Origin of the sequence: Streptomyces diacarni (assembly GCF_003323715.1) — a bacterium.
GTDB classification, from domain to species: domain Bacteria; phylum Actinomycetota; class Actinomycetes; order Streptomycetales; family Streptomycetaceae; genus Streptomyces; species Streptomyces diacarni.
This window is the reverse complement of the sequence record NZ_QOIN01000047.1, coordinates 163,183-189,179: the sequence shown is the minus strand read 5'-3', so window position 1 is coordinate 189,179 and position 25,997 is coordinate 163,183. Positions and strand designations below refer to the sequence as shown.

The window sequence follows — 25,997 nt, the reverse complement described above, 5'->3', positions numbered from 1 at the left end:
GCACGGTAGGGCGGCCGGAGGCGGGAGGGGAGGGCGTTTTGCCGGGGGCTGAAAGGTTGTGCCAGGGTGCATGTGTCAGGCTGCCTGACACATCTGGTCCGCGCGCCGCACACCGCCACCCCCCAGGGAGATCCCATGACCATCGAGTACGCCACCCGCTACCGCGGTACCTCCCGCATCCCCGCCGAACCGGGCACGCCGTACGTCGTCGAGAAGGGCGAGGGCGACCGCGCCCACCTCTTCGGCGACCTGATCACCGTCTACGCGGGCGGCGAGCAGACCGAGAACCTCTTCAACTTCTTCACCGTCGAGGGGCCCAAGGGCGATCTCATCCCCGCCCACGTCCACGCGGACACCTACGAGGTCTTCTACGTCACCCAGGGCGCGGTCCGCCTGTTCGTCGAGGACACCGCAGGTGAGCAGCAGGAACGGCTGCTCACCCCCGGGGACTTCGGGTTCGTGCCGAAGAACTGCCCGCACGCCTACCGCATGGAGCGGCACCACAGCCAGGTCGTCGGCGTCGCGGCGGGCCCCGGCGGCACCTTCGAGCGGTTCTTCGAGAGTATGGGGACGCCCACCGAGCGCCACGGCGCGCCGCCCGAGCCGGTCGTTCCCGCGCCGCACGCGTTCGCCACCGTGCCCGAGCGGTACGACGTGCGCTTCCTGCCCGACCACCAGTGGAGGACGACGTGAACCCCGTCGACCCCGCCTTGCTGAAGGCGATCCCGGCACCGCACCCGGACGTCGCCCCGCTGCCGCCCGCCGCCGTCCTCGACGACGGCGTGCGGATGCTGCGCGGCGTGCCCTACGCGCTGCCCGAGCGGGTGCGCCCGTTGGAGCTCGACCTGTGGCTGCCCGCCGCAGGGTCCGGAAAGGACCCCGCTCCCGTGGTGCTGTACGCGCACGGGGGAGCCTGGATGCGGGGGCGGCGCGACGATCTGGGGATGCGGACCCGCGACTGGCGTCCCGGCCCGTTCGCCCGGATCGCGGCGGCCGGATGCGCGGTCGCCTGCGTCGACTACCGGCTCAGCGGCGAGGCGCCCTTTCCCGCCCCGCTCACGGACCTGCGCGCGGCGCTGCGGTGGCTGACGCTGCGCGCGGCCGAACTGGGAATCGACACCGGCCGCACGGTGGCCTGGGGCGAGTCGGCGGGCGGCCACCTCGCCTCCCTGCTGGCCCTGGCCCGCCCCGAGCCGGGGCCGACGCCCCCCGTGCCGCACCTGGCGGGCGCCGTCGTCTGGTACGGGCCCAGCGATCTCACCGCCCCGCGGGGCGGCTTCTCGCCGGCCGGCCCCGGCACCCCCGAGGCCCGCCTGCTGGGCGGTGTCCCCGCCGACGTGCCCGCACTCGCCCGGGAGGCGTCCCCGTTGCGGCAGGTGCACGCGCAGGCGCCGCCGTTCTTCCTGGTGCACGGAGCGGCCGACACGATGGTGGACCCCTCGCACAGCGAGGACCTGGCGGCGGCGCTCCGTCAGGCGGGCGGCTCCGCCCGCCTCCGCCTCGTCCCCGGCGCCGACCACGGCTGGTTCGGCGCCGAGGAGCACGAGGTGGCCGACGTGTTCGGCGCCTCGCTGCGCTTCGTCCGCGACGCGGTGTCCTGACGCACCTCGGCTGCCGCGCGGCCGTCATGGCAGGCCGGCTGCCCGGTGCGCCGCGCGGCCGTCACGGCAGGCCGGCCGTCACAGCAGTCCTGCCTCCTCCAGGCGGGCGCGCACGCGGGCGGTCTCCGCGGGGGTGTGCGGGCGCATCGGGGTGCTGACGACGGGCGTGTCGATCAGCCCGAGGAGCGCGAGCGCGGTCTTGAAGCCGCCCAGCCCCCCGGTGGTGCCGGAGGCCGTCCCCGGCTCGACGGCGTCGACGAGCGCGAACAGGGCCGCGAGCCGGTCCTGTTCGGCCCGCGCGCCCGCCCAGTCCCCGCGCCGCGCCGCCTCGCAGAGCCGCACGTAACCGCGCGGGTCCACGTTGCCCAGGCCCGGCACAACGCCGTCGGCGCCCGCCAGCAGCATGCCGTCCACGACCACCTCGTGCCCGGTCAGCACGGAGAAGGCCCCCCGATCGCCCAGGGCGCGGGCGCCCAGCAGCAGCTTGCGGAAGGAGACGTCGTCGCCGCTGGAGTCCTTCACGCCGGCCAGCACGCCCTCGGCGGCCAGTTGGAGCAGCAGGCCTGGCGCCAGCTTGGTGTGCACGCACACCGGGACGTCGTAGGCGAACAGCGGCACCCCGATCGCGGAGGCCACCGCGCGGAAGTGCGGGGCGAGTTCGCCGGCGTGGGTGCGGGTGTAGAAGGGCGCGGTGGCCACGATCCCGGCCGCGCCCGCCTTCTCGGCGACCCTGGCGCGCTCGACGACGCGCCGGGTGGCGGTCTCGATGGCTCCGGCCAGCACGGGCACCTGCCCGGCCGCCGCGCCGATCACCGTCTCCAGCACGGTCTCCTGCTGTTCGTGGGTCAGATAGGCGGTCTCGCCGGAGCTGCCCAGCGCGAACAGCCCCGACACCCCGCCCTCGATCAGGTGGCCCACCAGGCGCTCCAGCGAGGCGGTGTCGACCGCGCCCTGTTCGGTGAGCGGGGTGACGACAGGCGGGATGACGCCGGTGAACGAAGAGGCGGTGGTGCTCACTTGCTGCTCCTTGCCAGGGTGGTCGTGGAACCGGGTGCGGGTCCCTCACCGGTGGCCGCGTCCGGCGCACCGGTCATCGGGTGGACGCAGTGCCACCGGTGTCCGGCCTGCCCGAGGGACTGAGCGGGGAAGGCCGCCGTGCAGGCGTCGTCCGCCTTCCAGCACCGGGTGCTGAAGGGGCAGCCGCGCGGCGGGTGCGTGGCGGACGGCACGGGTCCGCTCAGCACGACGCGCTCGGTCGTCTCCAGCAGGCTGGGGGTCGCCGAGAGCAGCGCTTCGGTGTACGGGTGGGCGGGGGAGGCGGTGACGTCCGCCGAGGGGCCCTCCTCGACGATCCGGCCCAGGTAGAGCACGGCCAGCCGGTCGGAGAGGTAGCGCACGGTCTGGATGTCGTGCGAGATGAAGACCATGCCCAGGCCGAGCCTTTCGCGCAGGTCCACCAGGAGGTTGAGGACCTGGGCGCGTACGGAGACGTCCAGCGCGCTGGTGGGCTCGTCCGCCACGATCAGCTCGGGTTCCAGCGCCAGCGCGCGGGCGATGGCCACGCGCTGCCGCTGCCCGCCGGACAGCTGCCCCGGCAGGGAGGTGCGGGTGTGCGGAGGCAGGCCGACGAGGTCGAGGAGCTCGGTCACCCTCGCGTCCCGCTGCGCCGGGGTGCCCTTGCGGTGGACGTCCAGTGGGTCGCGCAGGATGCGCTGGACCGGCAGCCGCGGGTTGAGGGCCGTGGACGGGTCCTGGAAGACGACGCCGACCGAGGAGCCGAACTCGCCGCGCCGCCGCGCGTCCGGCAGCCCCCACAGGTTCTCGTCGCGGAAGGCCACCGTGCCCTGGGAGGGTTTCTGCAGTCCCGTCAGCACCCTGGCCAGGGTCGATTTGCCGCACCCCGACTCGCCGACCAGGCCGAGGATCTCGCCGCGCCGCACCTGGAGGGAGACGTCGGTCAGCGCGTGCACCGTGTCCCGGTGGAAGAGGCCGCCGCTGCGGGCGCGGTGGCGGACGTGGACGTTCTCGAGACGGATCATCGGGTGCTCCCCTCCAGGCTCGGCTCGTCCGCCGCGCCCTGGGCGGGGTGGTGGCAGGCGAATCCGTGCGCGCTTGTGGTGCTGGTGCCCCTGTCCACCAGGGCGGGCGTCGTGGTGCGGCACACGTCGGTGGCGGCGGCGCAGCGCGAGGCGAAGCGGCATCCGGCGCCGAAGCCGCGCGGCGCCGGCACCACGCCGGGCACCTGGTGCAGCCGCCGGGCGCCGGCCTCCAGGGAGACGACCGAGCCGAGCAGGCCGCGGGTGTAGTGGTGTGCGGGTGCGGTCAGCAGCGCGTCGGTCCCGCCGGTCTCGGCGATGCGGCCGGCGTACATCACCGCCACCCGGTGGGCGAGGTCACCGACCAGGGCCAGGTCGTGGGAGACGAGGACCATCGCGAAGCCCAGCTCCTTCTGGAGCCGCTCCAGCAGCTCGACCACCTGGGCCTGGACGGTCACGTCCAGGGCCGTGGTGGGCTCGTCCGCGATCAAGAGCCGGGGGTCGCGGGAGAGCGCCATGGCGATCAGGACGCGCTGGCGCTGGCCGCCGGACAGCTCGTGCGGGTAGCTGCGCAGGGTGCGCTCGGGGGAGAGGCCCACCAGCTCCAGCAGTTCGGAGGGCGTCTTCGTGCCGCCGCGCGAGGTGAGGCGGCTCAGCTGCTTGCCGACGAGCACCGAGGGGTTGAGGGAGGAGAGCGCGTCCTGGTAGACCATCGCGATCTGCGGGCCCATCAGCGTCCGCCGCTCGCGGGAGCCGAGCCGCAGCAGGTCCTTGCCCTGGTAGTGGATGCTGCCGCTGGTCTGCGCGTTGGGTGCCAGCAGGCCCATGACGGCCAGGCTGGTGATGCTCTTGCCGCATCCTGACTCGCCGACCAGGCCGAGCGTCTCCCCCTCGCGGACGGTGAAGGAGACGTCGTCCACGACGGCGACGTCGCCGTAGCGGTCGGGGAAGCGGATGGAGAGGTTCCGCACGGACAGCAGCGTGGGGGCGTCCTGGGGCACGGGCTTGAGCGCCGGCGGGTGTGCCCGCCGCCGCTCGGCGAGCCTGGCCAGCGCCTGCCCCACGACCGCGGCACCGGCCGCCTCGCGGTCGTAGGCGTCGGCCGTCCGCGCGTCCGCGGCCTGCCGGGCGGGGGCGGCGGTGTCCGAGCCGTGGGCGGGCGCGGCGGCGGCGTCGGTCATGCCTTCGGAGAGGATGTTGAGCGCCAGCACGGTCACCAGGACGGCGAGGCCGGGGAAGAAGGTCGCCCACCAGCCGCCGGCCAGCAGGATGTCGCGGCCGTAGGACAGCACGCTGCCCCAGCTGGGGTCGGGGTCCTGCACGCCGGCGCCGATGAAGGAGAGGCTGGCCTCGAAGATGATCGACTCGGCGACCATGACGGTGGCGAACACCATGACGGGTGCCGCGCAGTTGACGGCCACGTGCCGCAGCACGATGTGGCCCCGCCTGGCGCCGATGACGCGTTCGGCGGCGACGTAGTCCTCGCCGTACTGCTCCATGACGTTGGCGCGCACGACGCGGGCCAGCGAGGGGGTGTAGACGACGGCGATGGTCAGGATGATGACGGGGATGCTGGTGCCGAAGACGGCCACCAGGACGGCGGCGAGCGCGATCGGCGGGAAGGACATCACCACGTCGAGCACGCGCATCACGGTCTCGTCGGCCCACTTGCGGGAGGTGGCGGCCAGCGAGCCGAGGATGCCGCCGGCCACCAGGGCGACGGCGGTCGCGCCGAGCCCGATGACCAGCGAGTAGCGGGCACCGTGCAGGACCCGGGCGAAGACGTCGCGGCCCGCCCGGTCGGTGCCGAACAGGTGCTCGGAGCCGGGCGCTTGTACGGGCTGGTCCATGGCCAGCGGGTCCTGTGTCAGCAGCGGGGCCAGCACGGCGCCGAGGACGACGAGAAGCAGGACGCCCAGGCTGACGCGGGAGGTAAGCGGCAGGGAGCGGAAGCGGATACCCGGGCGGGCCAGCTTCCTTACACGCGCACTGAACATCTCACACCGTCCTGATACGCGGGTTGACCAGCAGATAGAGAAGGTCGACGAGAACGTTGACGACCAGGAAGGTCACGGCGATCGTCAGCACGGTGCCCTGCACCAGCGCCGTGTCGTTGCCGGTGACGCCCTCCAGGATGAGTTTGCCCATGCCGGGCAGGTCGAAGATCGCCTCGATGACGACGGCGCCGCTGAGCATGTAGCCGACTTTGATGCCCAGCACGGTCAGCGGGTTGACCAGCGCGTTGCGCAGCGCGGAGCGCAGCACCACGCCCTCGGGGAGTCCGTTGCCGCGCGCGGTGCGTACGTAGTCGCGCTCCAGCTCCGCGACCAGCGAGGTGCGCACCAGCCGGGCCAGCGAGGCGGAGACGGCCAGCGCGATCGAGACCGCGGGCAGCGTCATGGTGTGCAGCCAGCCCGTGAACGAGTCGGCCGGGTTGGTGTAGCCGCCCGTCGGGAAGAGCGGCGTGTTGAGCGCGAACTGCTGGATGAGCAGCACGCCGAGCCAGAAGGAGGGGATGGCCACACCGGCCATCGAGACCACCCGCACGACCTGGTCGGGCCAGCGGTCGCGCCACACGGCGCCGATGACGCCGAACACCACGGCGAAGACCACCGCGAGGACGAGGCTGAAGAGCGTCAGCTGGAACGTCAGCGGGAAGGCGGTGGTGATCCGGTCCGCCACGGGCGTGCTCGGCGGCACCGTCGAACCGAGATCCAGGTGCAGCAGGTCCCCGAGGAACCGGAAGTAGCGCACGAACAGCGGGTCGTTGAGCCCGTGCTCCTCGGCGAAGGCCTCGCGTGCCTTGGCGGAGGCGCCCTCACCGAGCGCGTTGTAGGCGGGGTCGGTGGGCGAGAACTGCATGACCACGAAGACCATCAGCGTGATGCCGAGGATCATCACAGGCAGCATCGCGATCCGGCGCGCAGCGAGCCGGAGGAAAGCAACCATCGTCGTGTCCCTAGCGGGTGAAAGGTCGGTGGGCGGTGGCCGGGCGGGCCGCGGCCCGGGAGAGGACCGGCGCGGTGCCGGCTGCCGCCGGGCCGTGCCGGAGGTGAGCGGCGGTGCCGGGCGGTGGCCGGCGCGGTGCCGGGCGGCGCGGCCCGGTCAGGCGCGGGCGGTGTCGAGGAAGGAGAGCCCCGTGGTGGGCAGCGGTGCGAACCGCGTCAGCTTCTCCTCGTCCCAGGCGCTGGGAAGCCTGCGGTGCAGCAGCGGGTAGAGCGGCACGTGCTCGGCGACCAGGTCCTGGGCCCTGGCCCACAGCCGGTCGCGTTCCTTCGCGCTCTCGGCGCGTGCGGCGTCGTCGAGGTGGGAGGTGAGCTTCCGGTAGGCCGGGTCCTTGGCCCACTTGTAGCGGGTGGTGGGCCACAGGCCGTTGTAGAACCAGCGCATCAGCAGGTCGACGTCGTTGCCGAAGACCGAGGGGTCGCCGGGGGCGAGCAGCGCCTGGTAGCCGCCCTGGTCGACCTTGGCGTACTGGGCGGGGGACTGGGCGATGTCGAGCGAGGTGCGCACGCCCACGGCGTCCCAGCCCTCCTTGATCAGGGGAGCCGCGTCGTTGACCCAGGCGGTGTCGGTGACCAGCAGCTTCACCGAGAGCCCGCGGACGCCCGCCTCGTCGAGCAGCTTCCTGGCCCGGGCCGGGTCGTAGTCGTAGACCGCCTCGGCCCTGCGGTGGTCGGGGTGGTCGCGCTGGAGGTAGCCCACGGCCGCGTCCGCGCCGCCCAGCAGGGCGATCCGGATGAGCTTCTCGGTGTCGACGGCGTAGTGCAGCGCCTGCCGCACGCGCTTGTCGTCGAACGGTTTGCGGGAGCAGTTGAACATCAGGAACAGCAGCCCGAAGGAGGGCACCGACTGCACGGTGCTGAATCCCTTCATGCGCGGGATGTCCAGGTACGGTACGTCCTCGATGGCCTGGACCCGCCCCGACTCCAGTGCGCTGACCCGCGCGGAGGGGTCGGAGATCAGCCGCCAGACCATCCTCTTCGCGCGGGCGGGGTGCTCGCCGTTGTACTTCTCCCACCTGGCGAACGTGATGCGGTCCTCGCGGACGGCTTTGACGAACCGGTAGGGGCCCGAGCCGACCGGATGGGCGTCGAACCGCTTGGAGTCCTTCTCCACGATCTTCTTCGGCACGATCCTGACCACGGAGATCCGGGAGGGGAACAGCGCGAAGGGATGCTTCAGCGTGAACTCGACCGTGCGTGCGTCCACGGCCTCGACCTTGTCGAGGAAGGGGATGAACTGCGCCATCACGGAGGCGTTGTCGGGGTCCATGACGCGCTCGAAACTGAAGACGACGTCCTCGGTGGTCACCGCGGAACCGTCGTGCCAGGTGGCGCCGTCCCGGAGGGTGGCGCGGTAGGTCCTCTCGTCGAGCTTGTTCGGGAGCGCGGTGGCCAGCCCGGGGCGTGCCTCCAAGGTGGCCGGGTCGAGGTCGACGAGGCCCTCGAAGAGGTGCATGTTGGCGGCGAAGGGCGTGGCGCCGGAGGTGATCATCGGGTCGAAGCCGGTGGACAGGGTGTAGGAGATGCCGGCTTCGATCGTGTCGCGGCCGGCCTCCCGGCCCGCGAACACCGTCGAGTCGGGACCACCGCACGCCGACAGGCTCGCCGTGAAAGCGGTCGCGGCGCCGAGGGCGCCGCTCATGCGGAGGAAGGTCCGTCGCTCGACGGCGGCGGGTTTCCGATCCGGCATAGTTCCTCCACACGAGGGGGTGGGGCAGGTGCACAGCACACAGAAGAGGCAGCGTCAGACGTATGATGTCTGATGATGGCCCGGAAGCTAGCCCGGTGACGGAAGAAGGGTCAAGAGGGTGGGAGGTTACGAAATGAACGCGGGTCGCACCGGCCGGCAGTTGCTACGGCAGGAAGTAACCGAGGGGATCAAGCGCCATATCCTCCACAACCGGCTCAGGCCGGGCGATCCCCTGCCCACCGAGGCCACGTTGTGCGAGGAGCTGGGCGCCAGCAGGTCCAGCGTGCGGGAGGCCGTCAAGACCCTCCACGCCCTCGACATCGTGGAGGTGCGGCACGGCCACGGCACCTACGTCGGACGGCTGAGCCTGTCGGCGCTGGTCGAGTCGCTGACCTTCCGCGGCATGCTCAGCGTCGACGACGACATGCAGGTGATGGCCGACCTGCTGGAGGCGCGCGAGCTGTTCGAGCGCGGCATGGTCGTGAAGTTCACCGGCGCCGCCGACCACGCCTACCTCGACACCCTGGACGGGCTCGTGCACCGGATGCGCGAGAGCGGGGCCAAGGACGGCACCGGATTCGTCGAGTCGGACCGCGCCTTCCACGCCCACCTCGTCGGGGCCTCGGGCAACGCGCTGATCGGCCAGCTGTCCATGGCCTTCTGGGACGTCTACACGGTCGTGGCACCGTACCTGAACGTCGTCAGCGCCGAGGACGAGCAGGACACCATCGCCGCGCACCAGCGCATCGCCGACGCCGCCCGCGCGGGCGACCCGGAAGAGCTGGCCGCCGCGCTCGCCGACCACTACGCGCCGCTGCGCCGCAGACTGGCCGACTCCCGCGCCGCACGGGCCGGCGGGGTTCCGCACGACGGACAGGAGGCCGTCCCCGCGGGATGAGCCGAAGTCCGCGCTCTTGACGCACCCGGGAGGCCTCTCTAGGGTCCCACAAACATGAGACGTCTGACGTCATCTCACCCGGGTGGAGCTGTCACGCGGGACGTCGGACAGAGAGGCCAGCCCTGCCGATGCCCTCCCCGGACCCCGCACGCCTGTCCGCCGTCCCGGCCCTGCGCGAACCCGACGACTTCGACGCCTTTTGGACCCGCACCCTGCGGGAAGCCGACAGCCGCGCCCAGCCGCCCCGCTTCACCCCCGCGGACTGCGGACCCGCGCTCCTGGACACCTACGACGTCACCTTCACCGGTTACGGCGGCGCCCCCGTCCGCGGCTGGCTGAGAACGCCGGCCGGAGCCGAGGAGCGCGCCGGCCGCACCGGGCGCGGGCTCGCCTGCGTCGTGGAGTTCCTCGGGTACGGGCGCGGCAGAGGCCTGGAGCACGAGAACACCCTGTGGGCCTGCGACGGCTATGCCCACCTGCTCATGGACACCCGCGGCCAGGGCTGGTCGGCGGCCGTCGGCGACACCCCCGACCCGGTGCCCGCACCCCACGGGGCCGTACCCGGCTTCCTCACCCGCGGTCTCGAGAGCCCCGAGGACCACTACTACCGGCGGCTGTTCACCGACGCCGTCCGCTGCGTCGCCACCGCGCGCGCCCACCCCGCCGTCGACCCGGCCCGCATCGCCGTCACCGGCGTCAGCCAGGGCGGCGGCATCGCCCTGGCCGTCTCCGGACTCGTACCGGGGCTCGCCGCCGTCATGCCGGACGTGCCGTTCCTCAGCGACATCCCGCGCGGCGTCGCCGAAGCCGAACAGCCGCCCTACACCGAGATCGCCGCGTACCTGAGCCTGTACCCGGACCGCACCGAAGGCGCCTTCGCCACCCTCGCCTACCTGGACGCCGCCGTGCACGCCTCCCGCGCGAGCGCCCCGTCCCTCTTCTCCGTCGCCCTGCGCGACGGCATCTGCCCGCCGGCAGCCTGCCGCACCGCCTTCGACCGCTACGCGGGGCCGAAGCAGATCCGCACCTACCCCTTCAACGGGCACGAGGGCGGCGGACCCCACCACCAGCGCGCACAACGCGCCTGGCTGCGCACGATCCTGCCCTGACCGGCCGCCCCGCGGTCGTACACCCCCACCGGAGAGGACCCCCGCATGCGCACATCCGCCAGAGCTCTCGCGGCGCTCACCGTCCTGGCAGCCGCCGGAACCGCCCTCACCGTCCCCGCCACCGCCACCGCGGCGCCCGCCGGACTCAACGCCAGGGCCGCCATGAACTGCTCGACCGGGCAACTGCAACTCATCCTGGAGAACCAGTCGGGCTCCGAGCAGACCTTCACCGTCGAGGGACCCGACGGCGGGGCCAGCTACACCCGCACCGTCGCCGCCGACTCCAGCACCCAGCTGGAGTGGAAGCGCGCGGACGGCACCGCCTACCACCTGGTCACCACCGGGTCGGGCGGCTTCCAGCGCACCCAGCGGGGCACCGTCGGCTGCGGCCTGGAGTCCGGCACCCCGCAGCTCAACACCACCAAGCTGTTCGGCACCGACACCACCTTCCACGGGCTGCTCGGCGACGACGGCAAGGAGTACGACGGCACGGCCGAGTCCGTGCGCATACCCGCCTTGGCCACCACCAACGACGGCACGATCCTCGCCGCCACCGACGCGCGCGTCGAGGGCAGCGGCGACCTGCCCGGCAACATCCAGGTGGGGCTGCGGCGCAGCACCGACAACGGGGCGAGCTGGGACGACGCCCGCATCATCGCGCACGCCGACAAGACCGACACCGGCACAGGCGACGCCAGCTTCCTCGTCGACCGGGAGAGCGGCAGGGTCTTCCTCTTCTACAACTTCGCCCGCCCGGGCACGAACTTCTTCCAGGACGGGCCCGACGGCGGCCAGCACCTCACCTACCTCTCCAGCGACGACAACGGCAAGACCTGGAGCGACCCGGTCGACGTGCACGCGCAGATCAGGCAGCCCGGATGGAAGAACCAGTTCGCCTCCTCAGGGCACGGCATCCAGACCTCCGACGGGCGCCTGCTCCAGCCAGTCGTCTACCGCGACGAGCGGGGCACCCACACCGGCAACCTCATCAGCGACGACCACGGCAGGACCTGGCGGGCCGGCGCCGAGGCGGGCAGCGACGTCAACGAGAGCAAGGCGATCCAGCGGAGCACCGGCGACATCGTCCAGAACATGCGGCACAACAACGGCGGCGCCCGCTACTACGCGACCTCCCCCGACGCGTCGGGCGCCTTCGGCGCCATGACCCGCGCCGACGCGCTGCCCGACCCGGGCAACAACGCCGACGAGATCTCCTACCTGCGCCCCGGCGCGGGCAAACCCGGCCTGACAAAGACCGCGCTGTTCAGCAACACCGCTGCTACGAGCGGCCGCAACGAACTCACCGTCCGCCTCAGCGAGGACGACGGCGCCACCTGGCCCCACCGCGCCGTGATCAAGCCCGGCCAGGCCGGCTACTCCACCATGGCGGTACTCGACGACGGCTCCCTCGCCACCCTCTACGAGGTCGGCAACACCGGCGGTCTCCACTTCGCCCGCTTCACCCCGACCTGGCTACGCGGCTGACCTTCCCCATACCCGCCCCTTCCCGAAAGTCCTCAAGCGCCGGACGGGCTGAAATCAGCCCGTCCGGCGCTTGAGGACCGGGGGCCTGGGGGCGGAGCCCCCAGGAAACGGAACGTCAGAAGCGACGCGTGATCAGCGCGCGCTTGACCTCCTGGATGGCCTTGGTGACCTCGATGCCGCGCGGGCACGCGTCGGTACAGTTGAAGGTGGTGCGGCAGCGCCACACCCCGTCCTTGTCGTTGAGGATCTCCAGCCGCTGCTCACCGGCCTCGTCACGCGAGTCGAAGATGAACCGGTGGGCGTTGACGATGGCCGCGGGGCCGAAGTACTGGCCGTCGTTCCAAAAGACCGGGCAGGACGACGTGCACGCCGCGCACAGGATGCACTTGGTGGTGTCGTCGAACCGCTCCCGGTCCTCGGCGGACTGGTACCGCTCGCGGGTCGGCTCGTTCCCGTTCGTGATCAGGAACGGCATGACGTCCCGGTACGCCTGGAAGAACGGGTCCATGTCGACCACGAGGTCCTTGAGGACCGTGAGGCCCTTGATCGCCTCGACGGTGATCGGCTTGTCCGGACCGATGTCCTTGATCAGCGTCTTGCAGGCGAGCCGGTTGCGCCCGTTGATCCGCATGGCGTCCGAACCGCAGATGCCGTGCGCGCAGGAGCGGCGGAACGTCAGCGTCCCGTCGATCTCCCACTTGATCTTGTGCAGCGCGTCCAGGACGCGCTCCTTCGGGTCGATCTCCAGCGTGAAGTCCTGCCACTGCGACGCGTCGGAGACCTCCGGGTTGAACCGGCGGATCCGCAGCGTCACCGTGATCAGGTGCGAGGCGCTGTTCTCGGCCGAGTCGACAGGCCCGGCGGAGTCGTTCTTCTCTAGTGTCGCTGTGCCCATCAGTACTTACGCTCCATCGGCTGGTAGCGGGTCTGCACGACCGGCTTGTAGTCCAGCCGGATCGACTCGGTGCCGTCGTCGCCCACCTCGCGGTACGCCATGGTGTGCCGCATGAAGTTGACGTCGTCGCGGTTGGGGAAGTCCTCGCGGTAGTGACCGCCGCGCGACTCCTTGCGGGCGAGCGCGGAGACCGCCGTCACCTCGGCCAGGTCCAGCAGGTTGCCCAGCTCGATGGCCTCCAGCAGGTCGGTGTTGAACCGCTTGCCCTTGTCCTGGACGCTGATGTCGCGGAAGCGCTTGCGCAGGGAGCCGATCTCCTCGACGGCCTCCTTCAGCGTCTGCTCCGTACGGAAGACCATGACGTTCTTGTCCATGGTCTCCTGCAGCGCCCTGCGGATCTCGACCACGCGCTCGCTGCCGGTGGCGTCGCGCAGGTTCTCGATCTCGTCGAGCACGAACTGCGCCGGCTCCTCGGGCAGCTCGACGTGGCTCGCCGTCGCGCTGTACTCGGCGGCGGCGATGCCCGCCCTGCGGCCGAAGACGTTGATGTCCAGCAGCGAGTTGGTGCCCAGCCGGTTCGCGCCGTGCACGGACACGCAGGCCACCTCGCCCGCCGCGTACAGGCCCGGGATCGGGGTGGTGTTGTCGGACAGCACCTCGCCCTGCACGTTGGTGGGGATACCGCCCATCGCGTAGTGCGCGGTCGGCTGGATCGGCACCGGGTCGGTGTACGGCTCGATGCCCAGGTACGTGCGGGCGAACTCGGTGATGTCCGGCAGCTTGGCGTCCAGCTGCTCCGGCGGCAGGTGGGTGAGGTCCAGGTAGACGTGGTCCTTGTCGGCGCCACAGCCGCGGCCCTCGCGGATCTCGGTGTAGATCGCGCGGGAGACGACGTCACGCGAGGCGAGGTCCTTCATGACGGGCGCGTACTTCTCCATGAAGCGCTCGCCGTCCTTGTTGCGCAGGATGCCGCCCTCACCGCGGGCGCCCTCCGTGAGCAGAATGCCCATTTTCCAGATGCCGGTCGGGTGGAACTGGAAGAACTCCATGTCCTCCAGCGGCAGCCCCCGCCGGAACGCGGCGGCCTGCCCGTCACCGGTCAGGGTGTGCGCGTTGGAGGTCACCTTGAAGAACTTGCCGTTGCCGCCGGAGGCGAAGACGACGGCCTTGGCCTGGAAGACGTGCACGTCGCCGGTGGCCAGCTCGTAGGCCACGACACCGGCGGTCTTCCTGACGCCCTCGTCCTCGTTCATCAGCAGGTCCAGGACGTAGAACTCGTTGTAGAACTCCACGCCCTCCTTGACGCAGTTCTGGTACAGCGTCTGGAGGATCATGTGGCCCGTGCGGTCCGCGGCGTAGCAGGAGCGGCGCACCGGGGCCTCGCCGTGGTTGCGGGAGTGCCCGCCGAACCGCCGCTGGTCGATGGTGCCGTTCGGCGTGCGGTTGAAGGGCAGGCCCATCTTCTCCAGGTCGAGGACGGAGTCGATGGCCTCCTTCGCCAGGATCTCGGCGGCGTCCTGGTCGACCAGGTAGTCACCGCCCTTGATCGTGTCGAAGGTGTGCCACTCCCAGTTGTCCTCCTCGACGTTGGCGAGGGCCGCGGCCATGCCGCCCTGGGCCGCGCCGGTGTGGGAGCGGGTCGGGTACAGCTTCGTCAGCACGGCGGTGCGGCTGCGCTTGGTGGACTCGATGGCCGCGCGCATGCCCGCGCCGCCCGCGCCGACGATGACGGTGTCGTACTTGTGGATCTTTACGTTGTTCACGGTGCTCATCGGGAAAACCTCAGCCTTCAGCCCCGGTACGTCAGCGGATGTTCGGGTCGAAGGTGAAGATCACCAGCGTGCCCAGCAGGACGGTGAAGACGGTGGCCACGTACAGCAGCATCTTCAGCCAGAAGCGGGTGGTGTCGCGCTCGGCGTAGTCGTTGATCACCGTGCGCAGCCCGTTGGCGCCGTGCAGCATGGCCAGCCACAGCATCGCCAGGTCCCACACCTGCCAGAACGGCGAGGCCCAGCGGCCCGCCACGAAGGCGAACCCGATCTTGGACACGCCGCCGTCCAGCACCAGCTGGATCAGCAGGTGGCCCAGGACGAGCACCACCAAAACGATGCCGGACAGGCGCATGAACAGCCACGTCTGCATCTCGAAGTTGCCGCGCGAGGCCTTCGGCGTCTTCGCCGTGCGCTTGCGCGGCGGCTCGATGAGCGGCGCGGGGTGGTCCACGTCGAACAGCGCCACGTCGTCGGTGGGGCCATCGGCCCCGTCCGCGTTCTTGGCGTTCTTCGCGGGTTCGGTCGTCTCGGTCGTCGACATCACGCATCAGCTCCCGAACAGCGTGCGCAGCGTGTGCTGCAGCACCGGGTAGAAGGCACCGGCCATGAGGACGATCCACACGCCCATCACGGTCCACAGCATCTGCTTTTGGTACCTCGCGCCCTTGGACCAGAAATCCACGGCGATGACCCGCAGGCCGTTCAGCGCGTGGAAGAGGATGGCGGCCACCAGGCCGTACTCCATCACATTGACCAGGGGCGTCTTGTAAATGGCGATCGTGTCGTCGTACGCCTCGGGCGAGACGCGGACGAGCGCGGTGTCGAGGACGTGCACGAACAGGAAGAAGAAGATGAGGACGCCGGTGACTCGGTGAGCCACCCAGGACCACATTCCTTCCCGGCCGCGGTACAGCGTTCCAGCCGGCACGGAAATACCCTCCGGGAGCGGACATTGGGGCCTGCCGGCTTTGGGAGGTCGGGCGGGCCCGGCCGGGTACGGTCCACCGGCCTCAGTCATCGTAGCGACGCGCTGTCGGCACCTTCGCCCAGGGGTGTGCAGGTGTGATCAATCAGGCACGGACGGCCTAGGGTCTATCGTTTGGATCTTGCTGGGCTCGCGGGCCCCGGCACGCACTCTCGCGGCGTTGTCGTCAGTCGCCGCTGCTCCGCAGGGACTCCTTCCTCCGCCTTGCGAGAGCACGCACCGGAACCCGCTCCCTGACCCAGCCATATCCAAACGAAAGACCCTACCTACGATGTGAGCGGCGCCACTCCCGTGCGGTGCTGCCGCCGGTCGCCAGCCGGCCCAGCCTGCCCCGGGCCAGCCGCCGCAGCTCCTCAGCGGTGACCGCCCACTCCTCGTCGGCGTCGTTGTCCAGCCGGGTCCTGATCCCCGCCAGGACGTGATCCAGCCGCTCCTCCACCGCGAAGTCGTCCAGACAGAAGAGGAAGGCGTGCCCGAACTTCTCCTCGTACGCGCCGTGCGCCGCCCGCAGAGCGGTGTGCGCGGCGAGCACGCCCACCTGCGGTTCGCCCTCCAGCGGGTGGGCGCCCGGCTCCCCGGCCAGCGCCTCGCGCAGGTCGGCGGGCGTCAGGTCGTAGCTGGCCTCGTCGGCCGCGGCCAACAGGGCCTCCACGTCGGGGTAGGGGCGGTGCTCGGCCAGCCGCCGCGCCCAGCGGCGGCTGCCGCAGCAGTCCAGGAGCAGGGACTCGGCAGGACCGGCGGCCGCCAGGTTGAGCCGATCCAGTGGGGTGTGGCGCCGCGCCCTCTCCGGTGTCCTGCGCTGCGTTTGGTCCTGCGAATGCTGCGGTTGTCCGTGCGTCGTCTGCCCGTGCGTCCTGCACTGCGTCTGCGAGGGCGTGGGATGGGTCATACGCTCCGTGCGGTCCGAAGGGTGGGTTCGAAGGCCCCGAGGGCGGCGGTCCGGTTCCGTCACGGTAGCCGTACGGAGGAATCCGCCCCCTTCCCGCCTGGGTTTTTCACCCGGAAGGGAACGCGTGGGAACGCATACCTGACGGGGGAGCACCGGAAAGGGGAAATACCGTATTCGTATGGGACGAAACTGGCGAAACAAGTCCGGCCGGTCAACCGCCGGCACCTCCGGCATGGCGGCCGGCACCTCCGGCACCGCGCTGGCGGTGGCGCTCGCCGTCGGCCTGCTCGGCCTGACCGGCTGCGGAGGAGGCGAGGACAGCGGCGACGGCGGTGAGGGCTCGCCCTCCGCCTCGCACGCGGACGGCGGATCCCAGCCGCCGGCCCCCAAGGGCCCGGACCGGGTGGGCGCCGCGCCCTCCGTCGTCCCCTCCGTGCGCGACTGGAAGGCCGTGCGCGGGCCCGGCTGGGAACGTACCAAGTACACCCGCGTCGTCACCGACAGCGGCTCCCTCAAGGACGAGGCGAAGCTGCTCGCGGACGAACTGAAGGTGGACGTCGCCCGGGGGCCCGCCCGGACGGGCGACATCGAACTCAAGCGCGACAAGAAGACCAAGGGCGGACGCGAGGGGTACGAGCTCACCAGCCGCGACGGCAAGGTCACCATCGCCTCGGCCGGCGACGCGGGCGTCTTCTACGGCACCCGCACCCTGCTGCAGACCTACCGGGCCCAGCACCGCTTCGCCGAGGGCACCGTCCGCGACACCCCGGACCGCCCGCAACGCGGCTTCTCCCTCGACATCGCGCGCAAGTACTTCAGCGCCGACTGGATCAAAGAACGCATCCGCGAGATGGGCGACCTGAAGCTCAACCAGCTCCAGCTGCACCTCTCCGACGACCAGGCCTTCCGCATCGAGAGCGACACCCACCCCGAGATCGTCTCCGACCCCCACCTGACCAAGAACCAGGTCCGCGACATCGTCAAGCTCGCCGAGTCCCGCCACATCACCGTCGTCCCCGAGATCGACTCGCCCGGCCACCTCGGCGCCGTCATCGACGCCCACCCCGACCTCCAGCTGCGCGGCGCCGGCGGCCAGAGCCCGCGCGGCGCCATCGACATCGCCAACCCGAAGGCGGCCGGGATCGTCGACGATCTGCTCGGGGAGTTCGCCGACCTCTTCCCCGGCAGATACGCACACGCGGGCGGCGACGAATACCAGGCGCTGATGTCGCAGAACCCGGAGGAGACCTACCCCGGGCTCGCCAAGGAGGCCAAGGACAAGTTCGGCAAGAAGGCCAAGATCCAGGACCTGGCCACCGACTGGCTCAACGACCGCGCCGCCACCCTGCGCAAGCACCACAAGATGCCGCAGGTCTGGAACGACGGCATGCACCGCGGCGGCGTCGTCACCCCCTCCAAGCCCCGCCAGGTCGCCTACTGGACCGGCCGGGAGGACGGCGAGCGGGAACCCGAGGAGTACCTGAAGGAAGGCTGGCAGGTGGTCAACATGAACGACGAGTACCTCTACTACGTCATCGGCCAGCCCAACAACTTCACCTACCCCACGGGCGAGCGCATCTACAAGAGCTGGACCCCAGCCGTGGTCCGCGGCACCGAACCCGTGCCCGACAAGTACGCCGGAGCGGACGACATCGTCGGCGGCCGGTTCGCCGTGTGGGGCGACCTCGCCGACGCGCAGACCACCGCACAGGTCGCCGACGGCATCCGACTGCCGCTCGCCGCCACGGCGCAGAAACTGTGGGACCCGCAGAAGCCGGAGCGGTCCTGGAGCCAGTTCGTGAAGCTCGTGGACAGGGTGGACTGAGCGGGGCGCTCCGCGCGGCTCGCTCCGCGCAGGGCGCGGGCCGGCGAACAGCCAAGCGGCACGCGGGCCGGCGAACAGCGAAGGCGACCGGGGTCGCCACCCCCCACAGGAGAGACCCCGGCCGCCGTCGGTCACGGGCTCACTACGCCAGCGGCTCGCCCGTACTCCCCTCAGCGTCACGGCCCCGCAATGTGTTACGCCGTCATGTCGGGGCCCTGGCACAGGGCTCCGAACTCGACACGCTGACGCCGGGCGACCGCCTCCTCACGCACCGCGCACCCCCGGCCCCGCCCCTCCCTCCGGCATGGACGAGCGTGCACACTTGGCCTTAGCGTGCTCCTCGCGCCGCGCCGGGACGACCGACCCCGGCAGCCCGGACGCGGACCACCGCAGGCGGCGGTACGTGGCCCCGGACGACGGCGCAGAGCACTGAGACCTTCGCGGAGTGGGGCGAGACACGAGCGTGCAGGGGGACGACGCGGAGCTGACCGCTGCGGTACGCGCGGCGCAGGAGGGCGGCGAGACCGCCTTCCGCACCGTCTACCGAGCCGTGCACCCGCGCCTTCTCGGCTACGTCCGCACCCTCGTACCCGACGCGGACGCCGAGGACGTCGCCTCCGAGGCGTGGCTCCAGATAGCCCGCGACCTCCCGCGGTTCGCTGGAGACGCCGACCAGTTCCGCGGCTGGGCCGCCCGCATCGCCCGCAACCGGGCACTCGACCACCTGCGGATGCGCGGCCGCAGGCCCGCCGTCGGCGGCGACGAGAGCGAACTGGCCGGACTGCCGGCCGGCGCCGACACCGCGGCCGAGGCACTGGAGGCCCTGGGCACCAGCAGCACCATGGCGCTCATATCCCAACTCCCGCGCGACCAGGCGGAGGCCGTGGTGCTGCGCGTGGTGGTCGGGCTGGACGCCAAGAGCACCGCGCAGGTGCTCGGCAAACGCTCCGGCGCGGTGCGCACCGCCGCACACCGCGGGTTGCGCAAACTCGCCGAACTGCTCGAAGACCGCGCGCGCGATGCGCCCGAGAGCACCACGGAGGGCACCGGGGGCGGCGCCGACGCCCTCGACGGCGGCTCCGTACAAGGACCCGTCGGCGACTCCGGCGGGCGCGGCCCGGGGCCCAGGCCAGGCGGCGGAGCCGCGAAGGGCAGGGCCCGTGGCATGGCCCGCGGTGTGACGCATAAAGCCACACGAACGCTGAGGGAAACGTGATGGCGGACGACCGGTACAGCTGGCTGGACGAAGAGACCGCGGAGCGTTTGCTGCGAGGTCTGCCGGTCGACCCTCCGGACGGCGGGGGAAGCGACGCGGGCTCCGCTTCGCGGCCCCGGGCCGGCGCCGCGCGGGCCGCGGACACCGCGGGAGGCACCCGCCCGCCCTCTCCTTCCTCCTCTTCTTCCCGATCCTCTTCCCGTTCCCGTCCCGCCTCCGGTCCTGGCTCCCGCCCCGGCGGCGGTCCCGACGCGCCCGGACGGGGCGGCGGCCGTTACGGCGTGCCGTCCGAGGAGTGGTTCGAGGAGGCCGACCGGCGCACGGCCGCGCGGCTGGCCGCCGCGCTGGACGACCTGGCCGCCGCCCACACCGCACCCTGGACCCCCGCGTCCACGAGCGACGCGGCGCCCGGTGCCGCCCCCGTCGAGCTGCCCGGCGAGGCCGCCGCCCTGGAGGCGTTCCGCGCCGCCCGCCTCGGCGGCCCGCACGCGGGCTCGGCCGGCCCCGCGGCGGCCCGCGCCGGAAGAGCCGCCGACCTCGGGCTGACCTCGGGCGCCACCGGGGAGAGACGCGGCGAGGACGGCGCCGGCACCGGATGGGAACGCGGCCGCAGCCGCACCCGGTACCTGCTGACGGGCAGACCCCTGCGCGCCGGATTCGCCGTCGCCGTCGCCGGGTGCGCACTCGGCGGCGTCGCGGTCGCGGCCGGCACGGGCGTTTTGCCGACACCGTTCACCGGTGGCGGCACCCCCGCCGCCACCGTCTCCCCGGCCGCCACCCCCACGGGAGAGGACCCCGAGGCGAGCAGCCCGGGCGGCGACGAGGACGGCGAAGGCCGCGACACCGCGGGCGACGGACGCCGCACCCCCCGGGAGACCGACAGTGGCGGCCCGTCGCACGACGACGACGGCCACAGGGACGACAAGCACCCCGGCGACCCCCGCGACCTGGCCAACTCGGGCGGCGGAGGCAAGCACGACAAGGACGGCGGCGGCCACAAGGACAAGAAGCCCGGCAAGAAACCCGGCAAGGGGCTGGGCGACTCCGACGACCGCAAGGAAGCCATCGCCATGGCCCTGTGCAAGGCGTACACGGCCAACAAGCTCGAAGCGGACGACCGCAAGAAGCTGGAGCGCGCGGCGGGCGGCCGCGCCGTGGTGCGCAAGTTCTGCATCCAGTACGGCGACTCGGGCGGCAGCACGCCGGGTGGCGGTGACGGCGGCGGCCAGGGCGGCACCCCGGGCGGCCCCGGCGACGGCGGCTCGGACGGGTCCGACGGCTCCGACGGCTCCGACGGATCGACGGGGGGCGGCGGACACCCCTCGGTACCGGGTGACGACACCGGGGGCGTCGGCGGCACGGGCGGCAGCGACACGCCCTCCGCCCCCGCCGAGCCCGGCGAGGGCTCGGCCGGTGGCGTCAACAGCACCGTGACAGGCGCCACACCCGGCCCCTGACCAACCGGTGTGACACTTTCGCGCGGCCCGGCGCTGAAGAGAGTGAGCCGACTGGTCATCGGCGGCGCGGAAAGCCCGAGGTTCCCCCCGTACCTCTGGGTTCGCGCGATGGCGCGGGTGGGACACGTTCCCCCGGTCCCGCCCGCGCCCCTCGGCTTTTACCTCCGCCCTGCTCCGGCCGGGGGTTCGGGGGTCGCCCCCGGATGATGCTGTCCCCGGTCCCGCCCGCGCCCCTGGGCTTTTGGCGACCTTGCTCTTTGGGTCTTGGCCTCCGCGCCCCTCGGCTCTTGTGTTTCGCGCGCCTCACGTCATTTGTAGACGACCACCTTGTCGCCCGCGCGGATCTGGTTGAAGACCTTGGCGATCGCCTTCTTGTCGCGGACGTTGACGCAGCCGTGGGAGGCTCCGGCGTAGCCGCGGGCGGCGAAGTCGGAGGAGTAGTGGACGGCCTGGCCGCGGCTGAAGAACATCGCGTAGGGCATGGGCGTGTGGTAGAGGGTCGAGACGTGGTGGCGGCTCTTGAAGTCGACCTTGAATTGGCCCTCGCGGGTCGGCGTGTAGTCGGATCCGAAGCGCACGTCCATCGCCGTACGCACCGTGCCGTCGACCATCCACGCGGCTGTCCGGCTGCTCTTGCTGATGCACAGCGCCCGCCCCGTCATGCAGCGCGGGTCGGGTGCGTCCAGCGGGCGGGAGGTGGTGGGGTGGAGTTCGGTGCGGGTGGGCTGGTGGGTGCGGGCGCGCAGTGCGGTGAGCACCGGTTCTGTGACCTTGCCGGTGCGGGGCATGCCGCGCTGTTTCTGGAAGGCGGTGACCGAGCCGGCGGTCACGGATCCGTAGTAGCCGGTCGGGTTGCGGTCGAAGAGGCCCAGTTGGCGCAGTCTGGCCTGGAGTTCGCGGACGTTCTCGCCGCGGGAGCCCGGTGCCATCCGTATGGCGCTCTGCGCCGCGGGCCGGGCGGGGGGCGCGGGCTTCGGGGCGCGGGTGGTCGGTGGGGGCGCGGTCTTCGTCGCGGGTTTCGCCGAGGGTTTCGACGGCGGCTCGGCGGGCGCCTGTTGCGGCGCCTTGGAGACGCGGATCAGCGGCTCCTGTGCGCCGGTGCCTTTCGTCTGGCAGCCGGCGACGGCCCCCGCGGTCAGCATGACGGCGGCGGCCGCGGTGAGGCGGCGGTACGCCGGTGCTCCCCTCCGGTGCATCCCCAACCCCCCGGGCGGTTCGACGGATGTACGGACCATCACTGCCCAGTACGCCGTCCTCGTGAACCTGTGGAGGTCTTCGGGTGTGCCCGGAGTCTCGGCACCCGGTTGGTTACTGGCGGGTTTCGAACTGGGTGCCGATCGGGGACAGTAGCCGCGAGGACGAACGACGAGCAGCGTGCGAGGTGTCCATGGCGACCGGTACCGGGGCGGGGCCCGCCGAGCAGCCGCGGGCGGACGGTGACGGCCCGGGCCCTGTCCGCCTGCCGGGCCTGGCGGCGGCCGTGACCGCGCTGGCGGACGGCCAGGTGACCGCGCGGGAGCTGACCGAGCGGGCGCTGCGCGGTATCGAGGCCACGCAGCCCACGCTGAACGCGTTCCGCAGGGTCCGCGCCGAGGCGGCACTGGCCGAGGCGGACGCGGCCGACGCGGCGCTGTCCCGGGGCGAGCGGCGGCCCCTGCTCGGGGTGCCGCTGGCCGTCAAGGACGACACCGACGTGTGCGGGGAGCCCACCGCGTTCGGGTGCCGTGGCGACTTCCCCCGCAAGACCGCCGACGCGGAGGTCGTGCGCAGGCTGCGGGCCGCCGGAGCGGTCGTCGTCGGCAAGACCAACAGCCCCGAGCTGGGGCAGTGGCCGTTCACCGAGGGGCCCGCCTTCGGCGACACCCGCAACCCGTGGAACCGCGACCACACCCCGGGCGGCTCCTCCGGTGGCGCGGCGGCCGCGGTCGCGGCCGGTCTGGTGCCCGCGGCGCTGGGCTCGGACGGCGCGGGATCGGTCCGTATCCCGGCGGCGTGGACGCACCTGGTCGGCGTCAAACCCCAGCGGGGCCGCATCTCGACCTGGCCGGACCCGGAGTCGTTCAACGGCATCACCGTCATCGGGCCGCTGGCGCGCACCGTCGAGGACGCGGCGCTGCTGCTCGACGCCGCGAGCGGCAACCACCCGGGCGACCTGCACCGGCCGCCGCCCGTCGAGGCGCGGGCCGCCGTCACCCGCGATCCGGGGCGGCTGCGGATCGCACTGTCGACCCGCTGGGCGTTCACGGCCACCCCCAAGCGGCTGGACCCGCGCGTGGAGGCGGCCGTGCGGGCGCTGGCCGAGCGGCTGGCCGCCCTCGGGCACGAGGTCGAGGAGGCGGATCCGGCCTACGGGCCGATCGGGCTGACGTTCGTGCCCCGGGCGACGGCGGGCGTCCGTGCCTGGGCCGGGCGCGCCCCCGACGCCGCACTGCTCGATCCGCGTACCAGGGGTACCGCCCGCACCGGGCGGCTGCTGGGCGGCCCCGTCCTGCGTGCCGCGCGCGCCGCCGAGGGGCCGCTGCGCCGCCACGTGGGCCGCGTCTTCCACCGCTACGACGTGGTGCTGGCCCCCACGACGGCCACGCCGCCGCCCCGGGTCGGCGAACTGGCGCGGCTGAGCGGCTGGCAGACCGACCGCCGGATGATCGCGCACTGCCCCTACGCGTGGCCGTGGAACGTGCTGGGCTGGCCCGGCGTCAACGTGCCCGCCGCCGTCACCGGCGACCTGCGGCTGCCAGTGGGCGCCCAACTCCTCGGCCCCGGGGACAGCGAACCCCTGCTGCTGTCCCTCGCCGCCCAACTGGAGGCCGACCAGCGGTGGTACGAGCGGTGGCCGCCGACGGTGTGACTCCGACGGTGTGCGGGCGGGTGGGTCCGCACGCCTGTCAGCCGGACAGTGCCGCGAGGTAGGAGGTGACCTCCTGGGCGTCCTCGGTGATCAGCGCGAGGTAGCCGTCGGGGCGGACCAGGTGGAGCGCGCCTGCGGTGTAGGGCGGCGTGGCGGGGAGCGGATGCGTGCGCACGTACGGCGGCAGGCCGGCCGGGGGAGTGACGTCGCCGACCGCCAGCAGGGTCAGGTGCGGGCCGCGTAGCAGGTCGAAGACGCGCAGCGGGCTGCCGTCGGGCGCGGTGGCGGGGGCGTCCGGGGCGCGGTCGCCCGGTGCCGGCGTGCCCGCGGGGGGCGCGGTCGAGTGGGGTGTCGCGGGGGGCGCGGTCGGGTGGCGGGTCAGCGGGCTGTCGGGGTAGGCGAGGTCCAGTTGGTGGGTCTCGGTGCCGCGCTTGGCCGCACGGCGATGGAGCCGGGTGGAGAGCCCGAGGACCGCGGCGGCCAGCGGCGCGCGTTCGGCCTCGTAGGTGTCCAGCAGTGCCACGTCGGCGTGCCCGTGCAGCACCAGGCCCAGTTTCCAGCCGAGGTTGTAGGCGTCCTGCACGCCGGTGTTGAGGCCCTGGCCGCCCGCGGGGGAGTGGATGTGCGCCGCGTCGCCTGCCAGGAAGACCCGCCCCGAGCGGAAGCGGTCGGCGAGGGCGGCGTTGACCCGGAACTCGGAGGCGTACACGACGTCCTTCAGCTGTTCCGGAGCCAGGTCGGTGCGGGCTGCGAGGAGTTCGCGCAGGAGCGCTTCCCGTGTGGCTCCCGGGGCGCCGTCCAGGGTGGCGTGCCGGGCGACGAACTGGAAGGTGTCGTCTCCGGGCATCGGGCACAGGGCGAGGGCGCCGTGTGCCCCGTGTGCGCTGTCGCGCCAGATGTGCCAGTAGCGCCGGTCGAGCCCCGCGAGCCGGACGTCCGCGACCACGCTCGGCTCGGCCTCCACCGTCTCGCCCGTCATGCCGATGCCCAGCGTGGCCCGCACCGTGCCCCGGGCGCCGTCGCAGCCGACGGCGTACGCGGCACGCACGGTGCGCACGGTGTCTCCGGTGGACAGCCGGGCGGTGACGCCGTCCGCGTCCTGTTCCAGGCCGGTGAGCGCGGTGCCGAACTCCACCTCGCCGCCCAGCGCGCGCAGCCGTGCGAGCAGCAGTTCCTGGGTGCGCCACTGGGGCAGCATCCACACCTCGGCGTAGGGGGCGTCGGGACGGGGTTCGGCCCGCTCGATCAGGTCCCACTCGACGGGCGGCTCCCCGGCGCGGTGCACCAGCATCCGGGGGTAGGGACCGCCCGCCGCCCGTACGGCGTCGACGATGCCGAGGTCGTCGAAGACCTCCATGGTGCGCGGCTGCACCCCCTTGCCGCGGGCGCCGGGGAAGAGGCCGTCCCCGCGTTCGACGACGGTCACCGCGACGCCGCGGCGGCGCAGGTCGCAGGCGAGCGTGAGGCCGGTGGGGCCCGCGCCGGCGACGAGGACGCGGCCGTCCCCGTCCTTAACACTGTTAAGTGGAGTCATGACGGGAGCCTGCGCTTAACGCCGTTAAAATGTCAAGCGTGTCCGAGAGGAAAGACCAGGCAAGCCGTCGCCCGGCACGGAAGAAGGCAAGCCCGCCGCGACTGGACCGCGCGCAGGTCGCCGAGACCGGACTGCGGCTGCTCAACGAGACCGGTCTCGAAGGGCTCAGCCTGCGCAGGATCGCCAAGGAACTGGACGTCCAGGCCCCCGCGCTCTACTGGCACTTCGACAGCAAACAGGCTCTGCTGGACGAGATGGCCACCCTGATGACGCGCGAGATGCGCCACCTCGAGTACCGGGTGGCACAGGACGCCGACTGGGACGAGTGGTTCGCCGAGAGCCTGCGCGTCCTGCGCCGGGCACTGCTGCGCTACCGCGACGGCGCCAAAGTCTTCAGCGGCACCCGCATGACCACCACCGAACACGGCGCGGGCCAAGAGCTCTACCTGCGCATGATGACGCAGGCGGGCTTCACCGTGAACGCCGCGGCCCGCGCCTTCTTCACCGCCTTCAGCTACACGATCGGCTTCGTCATCGAGGAACAGGCCGTCCAGCCGCTCCCCGGCGAACGCACCGAGGGCTACGACCCCGCGGAGCGCACGGAACGCATGGCGGCCTTCCCCCTGGCGGCGCAGATCAGCGCCGACCTGTTCACCGACTACGACGCCCGCTTCGACGAAGGTCTGCGGGCGGTGATCGAAGGCCTGCGGGCCACGGTGCTGCGCGAACCGCCGAGCTGAGCGCCGAAGGCG

The 25,997-nt window shown here is 72.4% G+C and carries 22 protein-coding genes; 10 read left to right on the top strand and 12 right to left on the bottom strand.

The features are described from left to right. Positions 1-135 precede the first annotated feature (135 nt). Both DTL70_RS20080 and DTL70_RS20075 read left to right on the top strand, forming a co-directional pair. Positions 136-693, top strand: a complete 558-nt coding sequence (locus tag DTL70_RS20080) for a quercetin 2,3-dioxygenase (RefSeq protein ID WP_114023372.1) — start codon at positions 136-138, stop codon at positions 691-693. Beyond that, positions 690-1,601: an alpha/beta hydrolase gene (locus DTL70_RS20075; protein WP_114023662.1), complete on the top strand. Its 912-nt coding sequence runs from the start codon at positions 690-692 to the stop codon at positions 1,599-1,601. Before DTL70_RS20080 ends, DTL70_RS20075 begins: the two co-directional genes overlap by 4 nt. 78 nt (positions 1,602-1,679) lie before the next feature. Here DTL70_RS20075 and DTL70_RS20070 read toward each other — a convergent pair whose 3' ends face one another. The 5 genes from DTL70_RS20070 to DTL70_RS20050 all read right to left on the bottom strand — a co-directional run bounded on the left by DTL70_RS20070 (position 1,680) and on the right by DTL70_RS20050 (position 8,332). Beyond that, complete coding sequence (locus tag DTL70_RS20070) at positions 1,680-2,618, bottom strand: dihydrodipicolinate synthase family protein (protein ID WP_114023371.1); 939 nt, start codon at positions 2,616-2,618, stop codon at positions 1,680-1,682. Beyond that, a complete protein-coding gene (locus DTL70_RS20065; protein ID WP_114023370.1) occupies positions 2,615-3,640 on the bottom strand; it encodes an oligopeptide/dipeptide ABC transporter ATP-binding protein in 1,026 nt (341 codons plus the stop codon). Before DTL70_RS20065 ends, DTL70_RS20070 begins: the two co-directional genes overlap by 4 nt. Further along, positions 3,637-5,634, bottom strand: a complete 1,998-nt coding sequence (locus DTL70_RS20060) for a dipeptide/oligopeptide/nickel ABC transporter permease/ATP-binding protein (RefSeq protein ID WP_114023369.1) — start codon at positions 5,632-5,634, stop codon at positions 3,637-3,639. Before DTL70_RS20060 ends, DTL70_RS20065 begins: the two co-directional genes overlap by 4 nt. A gap of 1 nt (position 5,635) precedes the next feature. Further along, positions 5,636-6,586 (bottom strand): ABC transporter permease, encoded by a 951-nt coding sequence (locus DTL70_RS20055; protein ID WP_114023368.1) that lies wholly within the window; start codon positions 6,584-6,586, stop codon positions 5,636-5,638. 156 nt (positions 6,587-6,742) lie between these two features. Beyond that, the gene (locus tag DTL70_RS20050) at positions 6,743-8,332 is read right to left on the bottom strand and encodes an ABC transporter substrate-binding protein (protein WP_114023367.1); all 1,590 of its coding nucleotides are present in this window, start codon (positions 8,330-8,332) and stop codon (positions 6,743-6,745) included. A gap of 133 nt (positions 8,333-8,465) precedes the next feature. Between DTL70_RS20050 and DTL70_RS20045 the strand changes: the two genes are divergently transcribed. The 3 genes from DTL70_RS20045 (at position 8,466) to DTL70_RS20035 (ending at position 11,824) form a co-directional block, all read left to right on the top strand. After that, positions 8,466-9,230 (top strand): FadR/GntR family transcriptional regulator, encoded by a 765-nt coding sequence (locus DTL70_RS20045; RefSeq protein ID WP_114023366.1) that lies wholly within the window; start codon positions 8,466-8,468, stop codon positions 9,228-9,230. Between the two features lie 128 nt (positions 9,231-9,358). Beyond that, positions 9,359-10,339: an acetylxylan esterase gene (locus tag DTL70_RS20040; protein WP_114023365.1), complete on the top strand. Its 981-nt coding sequence runs from the start codon at positions 9,359-9,361 to the stop codon at positions 10,337-10,339. 45 nt (positions 10,340-10,384) lie between these two features. Next, positions 10,385-11,824 carry an exo-alpha-sialidase gene (locus DTL70_RS20035; protein WP_114023364.1) on the top strand — a complete coding sequence of 480 codons (1,440 nt, stop codon included), beginning with the start codon at positions 10,385-10,387 and terminating at the stop codon, positions 11,822-11,824. A 115-nt stretch (positions 11,825-11,939) separates the two neighbouring features. Here DTL70_RS20035 and DTL70_RS20030 read toward each other — a convergent pair whose 3' ends face one another. From DTL70_RS20030 to DTL70_RS20010, 5 genes are all read right to left on the bottom strand, one after another. Continuing rightward, entirely contained in the window at positions 11,940-12,719 is a 780-nt protein-coding gene (locus tag DTL70_RS20030) for a succinate dehydrogenase iron-sulfur subunit (RefSeq protein ID WP_114023363.1), read from the bottom strand. Then, positions 12,719-14,491, bottom strand: a complete 1,773-nt coding sequence (sdhA, locus tag DTL70_RS20025) for a succinate dehydrogenase flavoprotein subunit (protein ID WP_114023362.1) — start codon at positions 14,489-14,491, stop codon at positions 12,719-12,721. Before sdhA ends, DTL70_RS20030 begins: the two co-directional genes overlap by 1 nt. 31 nt (positions 14,492-14,522) lie before the next feature. Next, complete coding sequence (locus DTL70_RS20020; RefSeq protein ID WP_245979485.1) at positions 14,523-15,032, bottom strand: succinate dehydrogenase hydrophobic membrane anchor subunit; 510 nt, start codon at positions 15,030-15,032, stop codon at positions 14,523-14,525. Positions 15,033-15,038: 6 nt separating this feature from the next. Continuing rightward, a complete protein-coding gene (sdhC, locus tag DTL70_RS20015) occupies positions 15,039-15,419 on the bottom strand; it encodes a succinate dehydrogenase, cytochrome b556 subunit (RefSeq protein WP_114015473.1) in 381 nt (126 codons plus the stop codon). A 319-nt stretch (positions 15,420-15,738) separates the two neighbouring features. Beyond that, a complete protein-coding gene (locus DTL70_RS20010; RefSeq protein ID WP_114023361.1) occupies positions 15,739-16,365 on the bottom strand; it encodes a 2-oxo-4-hydroxy-4-carboxy-5-ureidoimidazoline decarboxylase in 627 nt (208 codons plus the stop codon). Positions 16,366-16,543: 178 nt separating this feature from the next. Between DTL70_RS20010 and DTL70_RS20005 the strand changes: the two genes are divergently transcribed. From DTL70_RS20005 to DTL70_RS19995, 3 genes are all read left to right on the top strand, one after another. Beyond that, complete coding sequence (locus DTL70_RS20005) at positions 16,544-18,190, top strand: beta-N-acetylhexosaminidase (protein WP_114023360.1); 1,647 nt, start codon at positions 16,544-16,546, stop codon at positions 18,188-18,190. 463 nt (positions 18,191-18,653) lie between these two features. Beyond that, on the top strand, positions 18,654-19,406 hold the full coding sequence (locus DTL70_RS20000) for an RNA polymerase sigma factor (protein ID WP_114023359.1): 753 nt from the start codon (positions 18,654-18,656) through the stop codon (positions 19,404-19,406). Between the two features lie 281 nt (positions 19,407-19,687). Continuing rightward, positions 19,688-20,863, top strand: coding sequence for a hypothetical protein (locus DTL70_RS19995; RefSeq protein WP_147266796.1), 1,176 nt, complete (start codon positions 19,688-19,690; stop codon positions 20,861-20,863). A gap of 308 nt (positions 20,864-21,171) precedes the next feature. Here DTL70_RS19995 and DTL70_RS19990 read toward each other — a convergent pair whose 3' ends face one another. Beyond that, positions 21,172-22,059, bottom strand: a complete 888-nt coding sequence (locus DTL70_RS19990; RefSeq protein WP_114023357.1) for a L,D-transpeptidase family protein — start codon at positions 22,057-22,059, stop codon at positions 21,172-21,174. 191 nt (positions 22,060-22,250) lie between these two features. On the opposite strand from DTL70_RS19990, the gene DTL70_RS19985 reads away from it, so the two are divergent. Then, a complete protein-coding gene (locus tag DTL70_RS19985; RefSeq protein WP_114023356.1) occupies positions 22,251-23,711 on the top strand; it encodes an amidase in 1,461 nt (486 codons plus the stop codon). A 37-nt stretch (positions 23,712-23,748) separates the two neighbouring features. Here the strand turns inward: DTL70_RS19985 and DTL70_RS19980 are convergent, their stop codons facing one another. Next, complete coding sequence (locus DTL70_RS19980; protein ID WP_114023355.1) at positions 23,749-25,245, bottom strand: FAD-dependent monooxygenase; 1,497 nt, start codon at positions 25,243-25,245, stop codon at positions 23,749-23,751. A gap of 29 nt (positions 25,246-25,274) precedes the next feature. On the opposite strand from DTL70_RS19980, the gene DTL70_RS19975 reads away from it, so the two are divergent. Further along, the gene (locus DTL70_RS19975; RefSeq protein ID WP_114023354.1) at positions 25,275-25,985 is read left to right on the top strand and encodes a TetR/AcrR family transcriptional regulator C-terminal domain-containing protein; all 711 of its coding nucleotides are present in this window, start codon (positions 25,275-25,277) and stop codon (positions 25,983-25,985) included. The last annotated feature ends 12 nt before the right edge of the window (positions 25,986-25,997 follow it).